The organism is Vibrio sp. SCSIO 43140, from assembly GCF_023716585.1.
GTDB lineage: Bacteria > Pseudomonadota > Gammaproteobacteria > Enterobacterales > Vibrionaceae > Vibrio > Vibrio maritimus_B.
Map to the genome: position 1 here is coordinate 144,858 of NZ_CP071850.1, position 16,242 is coordinate 161,099.

The following is a 16,242-nucleotide window of genomic DNA, read 5'->3' on the forward strand; positions in this document are numbered from 1 at the left end:
GGTTTATAGATTTAAGACACCGTGTCCCGTTCGTCTAGAGGCCTAGGACACCGCCCTTTCACGGCGGTAACAGGGGTTCGACTCCCCTACGGGATACCATCTTTAAGCATTCTTGAGGTAAAAAGCCTCTGATGAGAATTCTTAAAAATGGTTACTTCATTACGAAGTGATTAGCTCTTTAACAATTTGGAAAGCTGACGAATAACATTTGATTAATGTTATTCAATTAAAAGTTCTCAAATCCTATATCGAAAGATGTAGGTACCAACACACATTCAAGTGTTCTTGGAATTTGAGTCCGGCAAAATCGAGTCTGCACATGTATAAAAATGCAGACAACTTTGGTTGTTTGACCGTTTGCTTTCACTTTTCAAAAGTGAAGACAAATAGAAAGACCCTTTGGGGTTGTATGGTTAAGTGACTAAGCGTACACGGTGGATGCCTTGGCAGTCAGAGGCGATGAAAGGCGTAATAACTTGCGATAAGCTCAGATTAGGTAGTAATAACCTTTGAGTCTGAGATTCCTGAATGGGGAAACCCACCTGCATAAGCAGGTATCGCTGAGTGAATACATAGCTCAGCGAGGCGAACCGGGGGAACTGAAACATCTAAGTACCCCGAGGAAGAGAAATCAACCGAGATTCCGAAAGTAGCGGCGAGCGAAATTGGATTAGCCCTTAAGCTTTTAATGAGACAGGTGAAGGCTCTGGAAAGTGCCGCGATACAGGGTGATAGCCCCGTAACCGACATCTCATCATCAGTGAAATCGAGTAGGGCGGGACACGTGATATCCTGTCTGAATATGGGGGGACCATCCTCCAAGGCTAAATACTACTGACTGACCGATAGTGAACCAGTACCGTGAGGGAAAGGCGAAAAGAACCCCTGTGAGGGGAGTGAAATAGAACCTGAAACCGTGTACGTACAAGCAGTAGGAGCACCTTCGTGGTGTGACTGCGTACCTTTTGTATAATGGGTCAGCGACTTATATTCAGTGGCAAGGTTAACCGTTTAGGGGAGCCGTAGGGAAACCGAGTCTTAACTGGGCGTTCAGTCTCTGGATATAGACCCGAAACCAGGTGATCTAGCCATGGGCAGGTTGAAGGTTGAGTAACATCAACTGGAGGACCGAACCGACTAATGTTGAAAAATTAGCGGATGACTTGTGGCTAGGGGTGAAAGGCCAATCAAACCTGGAGATAGCTGGTTCTCCCCGAAATCTATTTAGGTAGAGCCTCGGACGAATACTACTGGGGGTAGAGCACTGTTAAGGCTAGGGGGTCATCCCGACTTACCAACCCTTTGCAAACTCCGAATACCAGTAAGTACTATCCGGGAGACACACGGCGGGTGCTAACGTCCGTCGTGGAGAGGGAAACAACCCAGACCGCCAGCTAAGGTCCCAAATTATAGCTAAGTGGGAAACGATGTGGGAAGGCTTAGACAGCTAGGATGTTGGCTTAGAAGCAGCCATCATTTAAAGAAAGCGTAATAGCTCACTAGTCGAGTCGGCCTGCGCGGAAGATGTAACGGGGCTAAGCTATAAACCGAAGCTGCGGCAATATACTTTGTATATTGGGTAGGGGAGCGTTCTGTAAGCCGTTGAAGGTGGATTGTAAGGTCTGCTGGAGGTATCAGAAGTGCGAATGCTGACATGAGTAACGATAAAGGGGGTGAAAAACCTCCTCGCCGGAAGACCAAGGGTTCCTGTCCAACGTTAATCGGGGCAGGGTGAGTCGACCCCTAAGGCGAGGCCGAAAGGCGTAGTCGATGGGAAACGGGTTAATATTCCCGTACTTCTTACAATTGCGATGGGGGGACGGAGAAGGCTAGGTGGGCCTGGCGACGGTTGTCCAGGTTCAAGTGCGTAGGCTTAAGAGTTAGGTAAATCCGGCTCTTTTTAAGGCTGAGACACGACGTCGAGCTACTACGGTAGTGAAGTCATTGATGCCATGCTTCCAGGAAAAGCCTCTAAGCTTCAGATTGTAAGGAATCGTACCCCAAACCGACACAGGTGGTCGGGTAGAGAATACCAAGGCGCTTGAGAGAACTCGGGTGAAGGAACTAGGCAAAATGGTACCGTAACTTCGGGAGAAGGTACGCTCCTCGCGGTGAAGTCCCTTGCGGATGGAGCTATGGGGAGTCGCAGATACCAGGTGGCTGCAACTGTTTATTAAAAACACAGCACTGTGCAAAATCGTAAGATGACGTATACGGTGTGACGCCTGCCCGGTGCCGGAAGGTTAATTGATGGGGTTAGACTTAGGTCGAAGCTCTTGATCGAAGCCCCGGTAAACGGCGGCCGTAACTATAACGGTCCTAAGGTAGCGAAATTCCTTGTCGGGTAAGTTCCGACCTGCACGAATGGCGTAATGATGGCCACGCTGTCTCCACCCGAGACTCAGTGAAATTGAAATCGCTGTGAAGATGCAGTGTACCCGCGGCTAGACGGAAAGACCCCGTGAACCTTTACTACAGCTTGGCACTGAACATTGACCCTACATGTGTAGGATAGGTGGGAGGCTTTGAAACTAGTACGCCAGTATTAGTGGAGCCGTCCTTGAAATACCACCCTTGTAGTGTTGATGTTCTAACGTCGGCCCCTTATCGGGGCTGCGGACAGTGCCTGGTGGGTAGTTTGACTGGGGCGGTCTCCTCCCAAAGAGTAACGGAGGAGCACGAAGGTGGGCTAATCACGGTTGGACATCGTGAGGTTAGTGCAATGGCATAAGCCCGCTTGACTGCGAGAATGACAATTCGAGCAGGTGCGAAAGCAGGTCATAGTGATCCGGTGGTTCTGAATGGAAGGGCCATCGCTCAACGGATAAAAGGTACTCCGGGGATAACAGGCTGATACCGCCCAAGAGTTCATATCGACGGCGGTGTTTGGCACCTCGATGTCGGCTCATCACATCCTGGGGCTGAAGTCGGTCCCAAGGGTATGGCTGTTCGCCATTTAAAGTGGTACGCGAGCTGGGTTTAGAACGTCGTGAGACAGTTCGGTCCCTATCTGCCGTGGGCGTTGGAAGATTGAAGGGGGCTGCTCCTAGTACGAGAGGACCGGAGTGGACGAACCTCTGGTGTTCGGGTTGTCATGCCAATGGCATTGCCCGGTAGCTAAGTTCGGAATCGATAACCGCTGAAAGCATCTAAGCGGGAAGCGAGCCCTGAGATGAGTCTTCCCTGGCACTTTAAGTGTCCTAAAGGGTTGTTCGAGACTAGAACGTTGATAGGCAGGGTGTGTAAGCGTTGTGAGGCGTTGAGCTAACCTGTACTAATTGCCCGTGAGGCTTAACCATACAACACCCAAAGGGTTTTGATGGACTCAAAGCAAGAACAAATTGAATGTGTATGAGAACGCATTAACAGCTTTCCGAATTAAGAATTTGCTTGGCGACCATAGCGTTGTGGACCCACCTGACTCCATGCCGAACTCAGAAGTGAAACGCAATAGCGCCGATGGTAGTGTGGGGCTTCCCCATGTGAGAGTAGGACATCGCCAGGCTTTAATTTCGACTTGTCTTTAAGTAGACGGGTCACCATAAAGTTTTAAGAGATTTTCTTAGAGTTTTATGTTGACTTTCAAAGTAGAAAGCGTATTATACGCGTCCTGCTTAAGTGCTAAGGCACTGAAAGCAAAGCTCTTTAACAATATAAACCTATCAATCTGTGTGGGCACTCGTTGATGATAATCAAATTAGAAACTTCGGTTTCAAATTAGGTTTTCAATGAACTGAGTGACCAATCAAGTCGAAAGACTTGGCACAGTCAATTCATTATCGTTCTGTTGGAACGATAATAGCTTTAAAATTACATAAGTAGTTTTGAAGTCAGTATTCATTGAGCCGACAAAATCTTAAATTGAAGAGTTTGATCATGGCTCAGATTGAACGCTGGCGGCAGGCCTAACACATGCAAGTCGAGCGGAAACGAGTTAACTGAACCTTCGGGGAACGTTAACGGCGTCGAGCGGCGGACGGGTGAGTAATGCCTGGGAAATTGCCCTGATGTGGGGGATAACCATTGGAAACGATGGCTAATACCGCATAATAGCTTCGGCTCAAAGAGGGGGACCTTCGGGCCTCTCGCGTCAGGATATGCCCAGGTGGGATTAGCTAGTTGGTGAGGTAATGGCTCACCAAGGCGACGATCCCTAGCTGGTCTGAGAGGATGATCAGCCACACTGGAACTGAGACACGGTCCAGACTCCTACGGGAGGCAGCAGTGGGGAATATTGCACAATGGGCGCAAGCCTGATGCAGCCATGCCGCGTGTGTGAAGAAGGCCTTCGGGTTGTAAAGCACTTTCAGCAGTGAGGAAGGTGGTGTCGTTAATAGCGGCATCATTTGACGTTAGCTGCAGAAGAAGCACCGGCTAACTCCGTGCCAGCAGCCGCGGTAATACGGAGGGTGCGAGCGTTAATCGGAATTACTGGGCGTAAAGCGCATGCAGGTGGTTGGTTAAGTCAGATGTGAAAGCCCGGGGCTCAACCTCGGAACTGCATTTGAAACTGGCTGACTAGAGTACTGTAGAGGGGGGTAGAATTTCAGGTGTAGCGGTGAAATGCGTAGAGATCTGAAGGAATACCGGTGGCGAAGGCGGCCCCCTGGACAGATACTGACACTCAGATGCGAAAGCGTGGGGAGCAAACAGGATTAGATACCCTGGTAGTCCACGCCGTAAACGATGTCTACTTGGAGGTTGTGGCCTTGAGCCGTGGCTTTCGGAGCTAACGCGTTAAGTAGACCGCCTGGGGAGTACGGTCGCAAGATTAAAACTCAAATGAATTGACGGGGGCCCGCACAAGCGGTGGAGCATGTGGTTTAATTCGATGCAACGCGAAGAACCTTACCTACTCTTGACATCCAGAGAACTTAGCAGAGATGCTTTGGTGCCTTCGGGAACTCTGAGACAGGTGCTGCATGGCTGTCGTCAGCTCGTGTTGTGAAATGTTGGGTTAAGTCCCGCAACGAGCGCAACCCTTATCCTTGTTTGCCAGCACTTCGGGTGGGAACTCCAGGGAGACTGCCGGTGATAAACCGGAGGAAGGTGGGGACGACGTCAAGTCATCATGGCCCTTACGAGTAGGGCTACACACGTGCTACAATGGCGCATACAGAGGGCTGCCAACTTGCGAAAGTGAGCGAATCCCAAAAAGTGCGTCGTAGTCCGGATTGGAGTCTGCAACTCGACTCCATGAAGTCGGAATCGCTAGTAATCGTGGATCAGAATGCCACGGTGAATACGTTCCCGGGCCTTGTACACACCGCCCGTCACACCATGGGAGTGGGCTGCAAAAGAAGTGGGTAGTTTAACCTTCGGGAGGACGCTCACCACTTTGTGGTTCATGACTGGGGTGAAGTCGTAACAAGGTAGCCCTAGGGGAACCTGGGGCTGGATCACCTCCTTATACGAATAGATTATTGCGATGAGTGTTCACACAGATTGATTAGGTTTGTAAAGATAAAGAGATTTTGTTTTTGCTGAAAAGCGAAAGCAGAAAATAGTAAGTGCCCAACACTTACTGCTTAGTGTCCCGTTCGTCTAGAGGCCTAGGACACCGCCCTTTCACGGCGGTAACAGGGGTTCGACTCCCCTACGGGATACCATTGGGTCGTTAGCTCAGTTGGTAGAGCAGTTGACTTTTAATCAATTGGTCGCAGGTTCGAATCCTGCACGACCCACCATTCTTTTCCACGAAGGAATGGCCTTTGTTTTACTTTTATAAAGTAAAAACAATAGGAAACTTATGTGGGCGATTAGCTCAGTTGGGAGAGCACCTCCCTTACAAGGAGGGGGTCACTGGTTCGAGCCCGGTATCGCCCACCATTCTCTAAGTAATTTTGGATTAAGATTTTCCAAACCACTTCATTAAAACGTACGTGGTTGGGATTTTTGACGCTGAGATTCTTTAGAAAATGCATTAAGTTTGCATTGCTCTTTAACAATTTGGAAAGCTGACGAATAACATTTGATTAATGTTATTCATTTAAAAGTTCTCAAATCCTATATCGAAAGATGTAGGTACCAACACACATTCAAGTGTTCTTGGGAATCACGAAAGTGATTCATATTTGAGTCCGGCAAAATCGAGTCTGCACATGTATAAAAATGCAGACAACTTTGGTTGTTTGACCGTTTGCTTTCACTCTTCAAAAGTGAAGACAAATAGAAAGACCCTTTGGGGTTGTATGGTTAAGTGACTAAGCGTACACGGTGGATGCCTTGGCAGTCAGAGGCGATGAAAGGCGTAATAACTTGCGATAAGCCCAGATTAGGTAGTAATAACCTGTGAGTCTGGGATTCCTGAATGGGGAAACCCACCTGCATAAGCAGGTATCGCTGAGTGAATACATAGCTCAGCGAGGCGAACCGGGGGAACTGAAACATCTAAGTACCCCGAGGAAGAGAAATCAACCGAGATTCCGAAAGTAGCGGCGAGCGAAATTGGATTAGCCCTTAAGCTTTTAATGAGACAGGTGAAGGCTCTGGAAAGTGCCGCGATACAGGGTGATAGCCCCGTAACCGACATCTCATCATCAGTGAAATCGAGTAGGGCGGGACACGTGATATCCTGTCTGAATATGGGGGGACCATCCTCCAAGGCTAAATACTACTGACTGACCGATAGTGAACCAGTACCGTGAGGGAAAGGCGAAAAGAACCCCTGTGAGGGGAGTGAAATAGAACCTGAAACCGTGTACGTACAAGCAGTAGGAGCACCTTCGTGGTGTGACTGCGTACCTTTTGTATAATGGGTCAGCGACTTATATTCAGTGGCAAGGTTAACCGTTTAGGGGAGCCGTAGGGAAACCGAGTCTTAACTGGGCGTTCAGTCTCTGGATATAGACCCGAAACCAGGTGATCTAGCCATGGGCAGGTTGAAGGTTGAGTAACATCAACTGGAGGACCGAACCGACTAATGTTGAAAAATTAGCGGATGACTTGTGGCTAGGGGTGAAAGGCCAATCAAACCTGGAGATAGCTGGTTCTCCCCGAAATCTATTTAGGTAGAGCCTCGGACGAATACTACTGGGGGTAGAGCACTGTTAAGGCTAGGGGGTCATCCCGACTTACCAACCCTTTGCAAACTCCGAATACCAGTAAGTACTATCCGGGAGACACACGGCGGGTGCTAACGTCCGTCGTGGAGAGGGAAACAACCCAGACCGCCAGCTAAGGTCCCAAATTATAGCTAAGTGGGAAACGATGTGGGAAGGCTTAGACAGCTAGGATGTTGGCTTAGAAGCAGCCATCATTTAAAGAAAGCGTAATAGCTCACTAGTCGAGTCGGCCTGCGCGGAAGATGTAACGGGGCTAAGCTATAAACCGAAGCTGCGGCAATATACTTTGTATATTGGGTAGGGGAGCGTTCTGTAAGCCGTTGAAGGTGGACTGTAAGGTCTGCTGGAGGTATCAGAAGTGCGAATGCTGACATGAGTAACGATAAAGGGGGTGAAAAACCTCCTCGCCGGAAGACCAAGGGTTCCTGTCCAACGTTAATCGGGGCAGGGTGAGTCGACCCCTAAGGCGAGGCCGAAAGGCGTAGTCGATGGGAAACGGGTTAATATTCCCGTACTTCTTACAATTGCGATGGGGGGACGGAGAAGGCTAGGTGGGCCTGGCGACGGTTGTCCAGGTTCAAGTGCGTAGGCTTGAGAGTTAGGTAAATCCGGCTCTTTTTAAGGCTGAGACACGACGTCGAGCTACTACGGTAGTGAAGTCATTGATGCCATGCTTCCAGGAAAAGCCTCTAAGCTTCAGATTGTAAGGAATCGTACCCCAAACCGACACAGGTGGTCGGGTAGAGAATACCAAGGCGCTTGAGAGAACTCGGGTGAAGGAACTAGGCAAAATGGTACCGTAACTTCGGGAGAAGGTACGCTCCTCGCGGTGAAGTCCCTTGCGGATGGAGCTATGGGGAGTCGCAGATACCAGGTGGCTGCAACTGTTTATTAAAAACACAGCACTGTGCAAAATCGTAAGATGACGTATACGGTGTGACGCCTGCCCGGTGCCGGAAGGTTAATTGATGGGGTTAGACTTCGGTCGAAGCTCTTGATCGAAGCCCCGGTAAACGGCGGCCGTAACTATAACGGTCCTAAGGTAGCGAAATTCCTTGTCGGGTAAGTTCCGACCTGCACGAATGGCGTAATGATGGCCACGCTGTCTCCACCCGAGACTCAGTGAAATTGAAATCGCTGTGAAGATGCAGTGTACCCGCGGCTAGACGGAAAGACCCCGTGAACCTTTACTACAGCTTGGCACTGAACATTGACCCTACATGTGTAGGATAGGTGGGAGGCTTTGAAACTAGTACGCCAGTATTAGTGGAGCCGTCCTTGAAATACCACCCTTGTAGTGTTGATGTTCTAACGTCGGCCCCTTATCGGGGCTGCGGACAGTGCCTGGTGGGTAGTTTGACTGGGGCGGTCTCCTCCCAAAGAGTAACGGAGGAGCACGAAGGTGGGCTAATCACGGTTGGACATCGTGAGGTTAGTGCAATGGCATAAGCCCGCTTGACTGCGAGAATGACAATTCGAGCAGGTGCGAAAGCAGGTCATAGTGATCCGGTGGTTCTGAATGGAAGGGCCATCGCTCAACGGATAAAAGGTACTCCGGGGATAACAGGCTGATACCGCCCAAGAGTTCATATCGACGGCGGTGTTTGGCACCTCGATGTCGGCTCATCACATCCTGGGGCTGAAGTCGGTCCCAAGGGTATGGCTGTTCGCCATTTAAAGTGGTACGCGAGCTGGGTTTAGAACGTCGTGAGACAGTTCGGTCCCTATCTGCCGTGGGCGTTGGAAGATTGAAGGGGGCTGCTCCTAGTACGAGAGGACCGGAGTGGACGAACCTCTGGTGTTCGGGTTGTGATGCCAATCGCATTGCCCGGTAGCTAAGTTCGGAATCGATAACCGCTGAAAGCATCTAAGCGGGAAGCGAGCCCTGAGATGAGTCTTCCCTGGCACTTTAAGTGTCCTAAAGGGTTGTTCGAGACTAGAACGTTGATAGGCAGGGTGTGTAAGCGTTGTGAGGCGTTGAGCTAACCTGTACTAATTGCCCGTGAGGCTTAACCATACAACACCCAAAGGGTTTTGATGGACTCAAAGCAAGAACGAATTGAATGTGTATGAGAACACAATAACAGCTTTCCAGATTATTTTGGCTTTTAGCTTTTTTGAAAAGCTGAAGGCAAAACAGAATTTGCTTGGCGACCATAGCGTTGTGGACCCACCTGACTCCATGCCGAACTCAGAAGTGAAACGCAATAGCGCCGATGGTAGTGTGGGGCTTCCCCATGTGAGAGTAGGACATCGCCAGGCTTTAATTTCGACTTGTCTTTAAGTAGACGGGTCACCATAAAGTTTTAAGAGATTTTCTTAGAGTTTTATGTTGACTTTCAAAGTAGAAAGCGTATTATACGCGTCCTGCTTAAGTGCTAAGGCACTGAAAGCAAAGCTCTTTAACAATATAAACCTATCAATCTGTGTGGGCACTCGTTGATGATAATCAAATTAGAAACTTCGGTTTCAAATTAGGTTTTCAATGAACTGAGTGACCAATCAAGTCGAAAGACTTGGCACAGTCAATTCATTATCGTTCTGTTGGAACGATAATAGCTTTAAAATTACATAAGTAGTTTTGAAGTCAGTATTCATTGAGCCGACAAAATCTTAAATTGAAGAGTTTGATCATGGCTCAGATTGAACGCTGGCGGCAGGCCTAACACATGCAAGTCGAGCGGAAACGAGTTAACTGAACCTTCGGGGAACGTTAACGGCGTCGAGCGGCGGACGGGTGAGTAATGCCTGGGAAATTGCCCTGATGTGGGGGATAACCATTGGAAACGATGGCTAATACCGCATAATAGCTTCGGCTCAAAGAGGGGGACCTTCGGGCCTCTCGCGTCAGGATATGCCCAGGTGGGATTAGCTAGTTGGTGAGGTAATGGCTCACCAAGGCGACGATCCCTAGCTGGTCTGAGAGGATGATCAGCCACACTGGAACTGAGACACGGTCCAGACTCCTACGGGAGGCAGCAGTGGGGAATATTGCACAATGGGCGCAAGCCTGATGCAGCCATGCCGCGTGTGTGAAGAAGGCCTTCGGGTTGTAAAGCACTTTCAGTCGTGAGGAAGGCGGTGTAGTTAATAGCTGCATCGTTTGACGTTAGCGACAGAAGAAGCACCGGCTAACTCCGTGCCAGCAGCCGCGGTAATACGGAGGGTGCGAGCGTTAATCGGAATTACTGGGCGTAAAGCGCATGCAGGTGGTTAGTTAAGTCAGATGTGAAAGCCCGGGGCTCAACCTCGGAACTGCATTTGAAACTGGCTAACTAGAGTACTGTAGAGGGGGGTAGAATTTCAGGTGTAGCGGTGAAATGCGTAGAGATCTGAAGGAATACCGGTGGCGAAGGCGGCCCCCTGGACAGATACTGACACTCAGATGCGAAAGCGTGGGGAGCAAACAGGATTAGATACCCTGGTAGTCCACGCCGTAAACGATGTCTACTTGGAGGTTGTGGCCTTGAGCCGTGGCTTTCGGAGCTAACGCGTTAAGTAGACCGCCTGGGGAGTACGGTCGCAAGATTAAAACTCAAATGAATTGACGGGGGCCCGCACAAGCGGTGGAGCATGTGGTTTAATTCGATGCAACGCGAAGAACCTTACCTACTCTTGACATCCAGAGAACTTAGCAGAGATGCTTTGGTGCCTTCGGGAACTCTGAGACAGGTGCTGCATGGCTGTCGTCAGCTCGTGTTGTGAAATGTTGGGTTAAGTCCCGCAACGAGCGCAACCCTTATCCTTGTTTGCCAGCACTTCGGGTGGGAACTCCAGGGAGACTGCCGGTGATAAACCGGAGGAAGGTGGGGACGACGTCAAGTCATCATGGCCCTTACGAGTAGGGCTACACACGTGCTACAATGGCGCATACAGAGGGCTGCCAACTTGCGAAAGTGAGCGAATCCCAAAAAGTGCGTCGTAGTCCGGATTGGAGTCTGCAACTCGACTCCATGAAGTCGGAATCGCTAGTAATCGTGGATCAGAATGCCACGGTGAATACGTTCCCGGGCCTTGTACACACCGCCCGTCACACCATGGGAGTGGGCTGCAAAAGAAGTGGGTAGTTTAACCTTCGGGAGGACGCTCACCACTTTGTGGTTCATGACTGGGGTGAAGTCGTAACAAGGTAGCCCTAGGGGAACCTGGGGCTGGATCACCTCCTTATACGAATAGATTATTGCGATGAGTGTTCACACAGATTGATTAGGTTTATGAATTAAAGACGATGCTTGGGTCTGTAGCTCAGGTGGTTAGAGCGTTCGCCTGATAAGCGAGAGGTCGGTGGTTCAAGTCCACTCAGACCCACCAATCTTCCTCCCAGATGATTGGCGGTAAGCATCAACACTGATGGGGCTATAGCTCAGCTGGGAGAGCGCCTGCCTTGCACGCAGGAGGTCAGCAGTTCGATCCTGCTTAGCTCCACCATCTTTAAGTGTTTTCTCTTTGAGAATATTTAAAAATGGTTCTTTATGAATCAAGTTCTTTAACAATTTGGAAAGCTGACGAATAACATTTGATTAATGTTATTCATTTAAAAGTTCTCAAATCCTAATCGAAAGATTAGGTACCAACACACATTCAAGTGTTCTTGGGAATCACGAAAGTGATTCATATTTGAGTCCGGCAAAATCGAGTCTGCACATGTATAAAAATGCAGACAACTTTGGTTGTTTGACCGTTTGCTTTCACTCTTCAAAAGTGAAGACAAATAGAAAGACCCTTTGGGGTTGTATGGTTAAGTGACTAAGCGTACACGGTGGATGCCTTGGCAGTCAGAGGCGATGAAAGGCGTAATAACTTGCGATAAGCCCAGATTAGGTAGTAATAACCTTTGAGTCTGGGATTCCTGAATGGGGAAACCCACCTGCATAAGTAGGTATCGCTGAGTGAATACATAGCTCAGCGAGGCGAACCGGGGGAACTGAAACATCTAAGTACCCCGAGGAAGAGAAATCAACCGAGATTCCGAAAGTAGCGGCGAGCGAAATTGGATTAGCCCTTAAGCTTTTAATGAGACAGGTGAAGGCTCTGGAAAGTGCCGCGATACAGGGTGATAGCCCCGTAACCGACATCTCATCATCAGTGAAATCGAGTAGGGCGGGACACGTGATATCCTGTCTGAATATGGGGGGACCATCCTCCAAGGCTAAATACTACTGACTGACCGATAGTGAACCAGTACCGTGAGGGAAAGGCGAAAAGAACCCCTGTGAGGGGAGTGAAATAGAACCTGAAACCGTGTACGTACAAGCAGTAGGAGCACCTTCGTGGTGTGACTGCGTACCTTTTGTATAATGGGTCAGCGACTTATATTCAGTGGCAAGGTTAACCGTTTAGGGGAGCCGTAGGGAAACCGAGTCTTAACTGGGCGTTCAGTCTCTGGATATAGACCCGAAACCAGGTGATCTAGCCATGGGCAGGTTGAAGGTTGAGTAACATCAACTGGAGGACCGAACCGACTAATGTTGAAAAATTAGCGGATGACTTGTGGCTAGGGGTGAAAGGCCAATCAAACCTGGAGATAGCTGGTTCTCCCCGAAATCTATTTAGGTAGAGCCTCGGACGAATACTACTGGGGGTAGAGCACTGTTAAGGCTAGGGGGTCATCCCGACTTACCAACCCTTTGCAAACTCCGAATACCAGTAAGTACTATCCGGGAGACACACGGCGGGTGCTAACGTCCGTCGTGGAGAGGGAAACAACCCAGACCGCCAGCTAAGGTCCCAAATTATAGCTAAGTGGGAAACGATGTGGGAAGGCTTAGACAGCTAGGATGTTGGCTTAGAAGCAGCCATCATTTAAAGAAAGCGTAATAGCTCACTAGTCGAGTCGGCCTGCGCGGAAGATGTAACGGGGCTAAGCTATAAACCGAAGCTGCGGCAATATACTTTGTATATTGGGTAGGGGAGCGTTCTGTAAGCCGTTGAAGGTGGACTGTAAGGTCTGCTGGAGGTATCAGAAGTGCGAATGCTGACATGAGTAACGATAAAGGGGGTGAAAAACCTCCTCGCCGGAAGACCAAGGGTTCCTGTCCAACGTTAATCGGGGCAGGGTGAGTCGACCCCTAAGGCGAGGCCGAAAGGCGTAGTCGATGGGAAACGGGTTAATATTCCCGTACTTCTTACAATTGCGATGGGGGGACGGAGAAGGCTAGGTGGGCCTGGCGACGGTTGTCCAGGTTCAAGTGCGTAGGCTTGAGAGTTAGGTAAATCCGGCTCTTTTTAAGGCTGAGACACGACGTCGAGCTACTACGGTAGTGAAGTCATTGATGCCATGCTTCCAGGAAAAGCCTCTAAGCTTCAGATTGTAAGGAATCGTACCCCAAACCGACACAGGTGGTCGGGTAGAGAATACCAAGGCGCTTGAGAGAACTCGGGTGAAGGAACTAGGCAAAATGGTACCGTAACTTCGGGAGAAGGTACGCTCCTCGCGGTGAAGTCCCTTGCGGATGGAGCTATGGGGAGTCGCAGATACCAGGTGGCTGCAACTGTTTATTAAAAACACAGCACTGTGCAAAATCGTAAGATGACGTATACGGTGTGACGCCTGCCCGGTGCCGGAAGGTTAATTGATGGGGTTAGACTTCGGTCGAAGCTCTTGATCGAAGCCCCGGTAAACGGCGGCCGTAACTATAACGGTCCTAAGGTAGCGAAATTCCTTGTCGGGTAAGTTCCGACCTGCACGAATGGCGTAATGATGGCCACGCTGTCTCCACCCGAGACTCAGTGAAATTGAAATCGCTGTGAAGATGCAGTGTACCCGCGGCTAGACGGAAAGACCCCGTGAACCTTTACTACAGCTTGGCACTGAACATTGACCCTACATGTGTAGGATAGGTGGGAGGCTTTGAAACTAGTACGCCAGTATTAGTGGAGCCGTCCTTGAAATACCACCCTTGTAGTGTTGATGTTCTAACGTCGGCCCCTTATCGGGGCTGCGGACAGTGCCTGGTGGGTAGTTTGACTGGGGCGGTCTCCTCCCAAAGAGTAACGGAGGAGCACGAAGGTGGGCTAATCACGGTTGGACATCGTGAGGTTAGTGCAATGGCATAAGCCCGCTTGACTGCGAGAATGACAATTCGAGCAGGTGCGAAAGCAGGTCATAGTGATCCGGTGGTTCTGAATGGAAGGGCCATCGCTCAACGGATAAAAGGTACTCCGGGGATAACAGGCTGATACCGCCCAAGAGTTCATATCGACGGCGGTGTTTGGCACCTCGATGTCGGCTCATCACATCCTGGGGCTGAAGTCGGTCCCAAGGGTATGGCTGTTCGCCATTTAAAGTGGTACGCGAGCTGGGTTTAGAACGTCGTGAGACAGTTCGGTCCCTATCTGCCGTGGGCGTTGGAAGATTGAAGGGGGCTGCTCCTAGTACGAGAGGACCGGAGTGGACGAACCTCTGGTGTTCGGGTTGTGTCGCCAGACGCATTGCCCGGTAGCTAAGTTCGGAATCGATAACCGCTGAAAGCATCTAAGCGGGAAGCGAGCCCTGAGATGAGTCTTCCCTGGCACTTTAAGTGTCCTAAAGGGTTGTTCGAGACTAGAACGTTGATAGGCAGGGTGTGTAAGCGTTGTGAGGCGTTGAGCTAACCTGTACTAATTGCCCGTGAGGCTTAACCATACAACACCCAAAGGGTTTTGATGGACTCAAAGCAAGAACAAATTGAATGTGTATGAGAACACAATAACAGCTTTCCAGATTATTTTGGCTTTTAGCTTTTTTGAAAAGCTGAAGGCAAAACAGAATTTGCTTGGCGACCATAGCGTTGTGGACCCACCTGACTCCATGCCGAACTCAGAAGTGAAACGCAATAGCGCCGATGGTAGTGTGGGGCTTCCCCATGTGAGAGTAGGACATCGCCAGGCTTTGAATTTTAAAGAGCCCGTTTGAAAAGACGGGCTTTTTTAGTCCTGAAGGACAACCACTATGCTGATATAGCTCAGGTGGTAGAGCGCATCCTTGGTAAGGATGAGGTCCCCAGTTCGAGTCTGGGTATCAGCACCAGTATTTAGAGTCATCTTGCAGAGCAAGGTGCACCAAGCAAGATTTTGTTTGGCGACCATAGCATTGTGGACCCACCTGATTCCATGCCGAACTCAGAAGTGAAACGCAATAGCGCCGATGGTAGTGTGGGGCTTCCCCATGTGAGAGTAGGACATCGCCAGACTTTAATTTCCACGCCTCAGCAAAAGCTGGGGCGTTTTCGTATCTAACGTATGATCATACTAATGTTTTGCTTAAAAGGTAGAGTGTGTCTTGCGGATCGCCGCACCGCCCACGTGAGAGTAGGACATCACCAGACTTTTATTTCCACGCCTCAGCAAAAGCTGGGGCGTTTTCGTATCTAGCGTATAATCATATTAATGTTTTGCTTAAAAGGTAGAGTGTGTCTTGCGGATCGCCGCACCGCCCACGTGAGAGTAGGACATCGCCAAGCTTTAATTCCACGCCTCAGAAATTGCTGGGGCGTTTCTGTATCCGCATATTTTCCTATTTATTCAATTACTCCTCTACTATTTCCACTCTGACTCACAATACCTTGACGGTTTAAGTTAAACTTTAATCATGTTACTGAATTAGCTATGTATTATGAGTGCGACTTTACCCTTTATTATCTCAGGCGGTCCTGGGTCAGGAAAAACAACGCTTCTAGAGGCTTTAGGAAACGAAGGCTACGATGTATATCCAGAGATCCCGCGAATACTCATAGAAGAGCAGTCTAAGCTTGACGGTGGCGTATTGCCTTGGCAGCAGCTTGGGTTATTTGCGGATATGTGTTTTGAGCAAATGCTGGCTCAGCGAAACAAAGGACAGCTGTCTCAACAACTAAGCTTTGTTGACCGTGCCATCCCTGATGTCTGCGCCTATCTATCATTTGGAGACTTACCGGTGTCAGAAACTATTGGCAGCGAGGCAGCTAACGGTTATCAAAAGATCGTCCTGTTTTGTAAGCCTACTCCTGAGACCTATATCCAAGACGATGTACGCCCGTATCCCTTCGAAGAAGCTCTGAGTATTCACGAATCACTTTGCGACACTTATCAAAACCTGGGATATAGAGTTGTTGATGTCCCTTTAATGTCAGTAGCTAAGCGAGTCGAGTTTGTTTTGAATCAGTGTAAGAATCAGCTCACAACTGACGTTATCGCAACACAAGTTAGCAAGGAGTGCTAG

The 16,242-nt window shown here is 49.4% G+C and carries 1 protein-coding gene, 7 tRNA genes and 9 rRNA genes; all 17 read left to right on the plus strand.

The genetic code is table 11. The features are described from left to right. The first annotated feature begins 23 nt into the window (after positions 1-23). The 17 genes from J4N45_RS00695 (at position 24) to J4N45_RS00775 (ending at position 16,242) form a co-directional block, all read left to right on the plus strand. A tRNA-Glu gene (locus tag J4N45_RS00695) sits at positions 24-99 on the plus strand. 312 nt (positions 100-411) lie between these two features. Then, positions 412-3,299 (plus strand): 23S ribosomal RNA (locus J4N45_RS00700). A gap of 90 nt (positions 3,300-3,389) precedes the next feature. After that, positions 3,390-3,505, plus strand: a 5S ribosomal RNA gene (gene rrf, locus J4N45_RS00705). A 353-nt stretch (positions 3,506-3,858) separates the two neighbouring features. Further along, positions 3,859-5,410 (plus strand): 16S ribosomal RNA (locus J4N45_RS00710). 123 nt (positions 5,411-5,533) lie between these two features. Further along, positions 5,534-5,609, plus strand: a tRNA-Glu gene (locus tag J4N45_RS00715). A 2-nt stretch (positions 5,610-5,611) separates the two neighbouring features. Next, positions 5,612-5,687, plus strand: a tRNA-Lys gene (locus J4N45_RS00720). Between the two features lie 66 nt (positions 5,688-5,753). Continuing rightward, positions 5,754-5,829 (plus strand) — tRNA-Val (locus tag J4N45_RS00725). 364 nt (positions 5,830-6,193) lie between these two features. Next, positions 6,194-9,081 (plus strand): 23S ribosomal RNA (locus J4N45_RS00730). 129 nt (positions 9,082-9,210) lie between these two features. Further along, positions 9,211-9,326: ribosomal RNA gene (rrf, locus tag J4N45_RS00735) — 5S ribosomal RNA — on the plus strand. Between the two features lie 353 nt (positions 9,327-9,679). Beyond that, positions 9,680-11,231, plus strand: a 16S ribosomal RNA gene (locus J4N45_RS00740). 67 nt (positions 11,232-11,298) lie between these two features. Beyond that, positions 11,299-11,375: transfer RNA gene (locus tag J4N45_RS00745), tRNA-Ile, on the plus strand. A gap of 41 nt (positions 11,376-11,416) precedes the next feature. Continuing rightward, a tRNA-Ala gene (locus J4N45_RS00750) sits at positions 11,417-11,492 on the plus strand. Positions 11,493-11,800: 308 nt separating this feature from the next. Beyond that, a 23S ribosomal RNA gene (locus J4N45_RS00755) occupies positions 11,801-14,688 on the plus strand. A gap of 129 nt (positions 14,689-14,817) precedes the next feature. Continuing rightward, positions 14,818-14,933, plus strand: a 5S ribosomal RNA gene (gene rrf, locus J4N45_RS00760). A 63-nt stretch (positions 14,934-14,996) separates the two neighbouring features. Beyond that, positions 14,997-15,072, plus strand: a tRNA-Thr gene (locus tag J4N45_RS00765). 47 nt (positions 15,073-15,119) lie between these two features. Next, positions 15,120-15,235, plus strand: a 5S ribosomal RNA gene (rrf, locus tag J4N45_RS00770). The 16S, 23S and 5S rRNA genes sit together here with 7 tRNA genes alongside, the layout of an rRNA operon. A gap of 422 nt (positions 15,236-15,657) precedes the next feature. After that, positions 15,658-16,242 carry an AAA family ATPase gene (locus J4N45_RS00775; RefSeq protein ID WP_252013056.1) on the plus strand — a complete coding sequence of 195 codons (585 nt, stop codon included), beginning with the start codon at positions 15,658-15,660 and terminating at the stop codon, positions 16,240-16,242.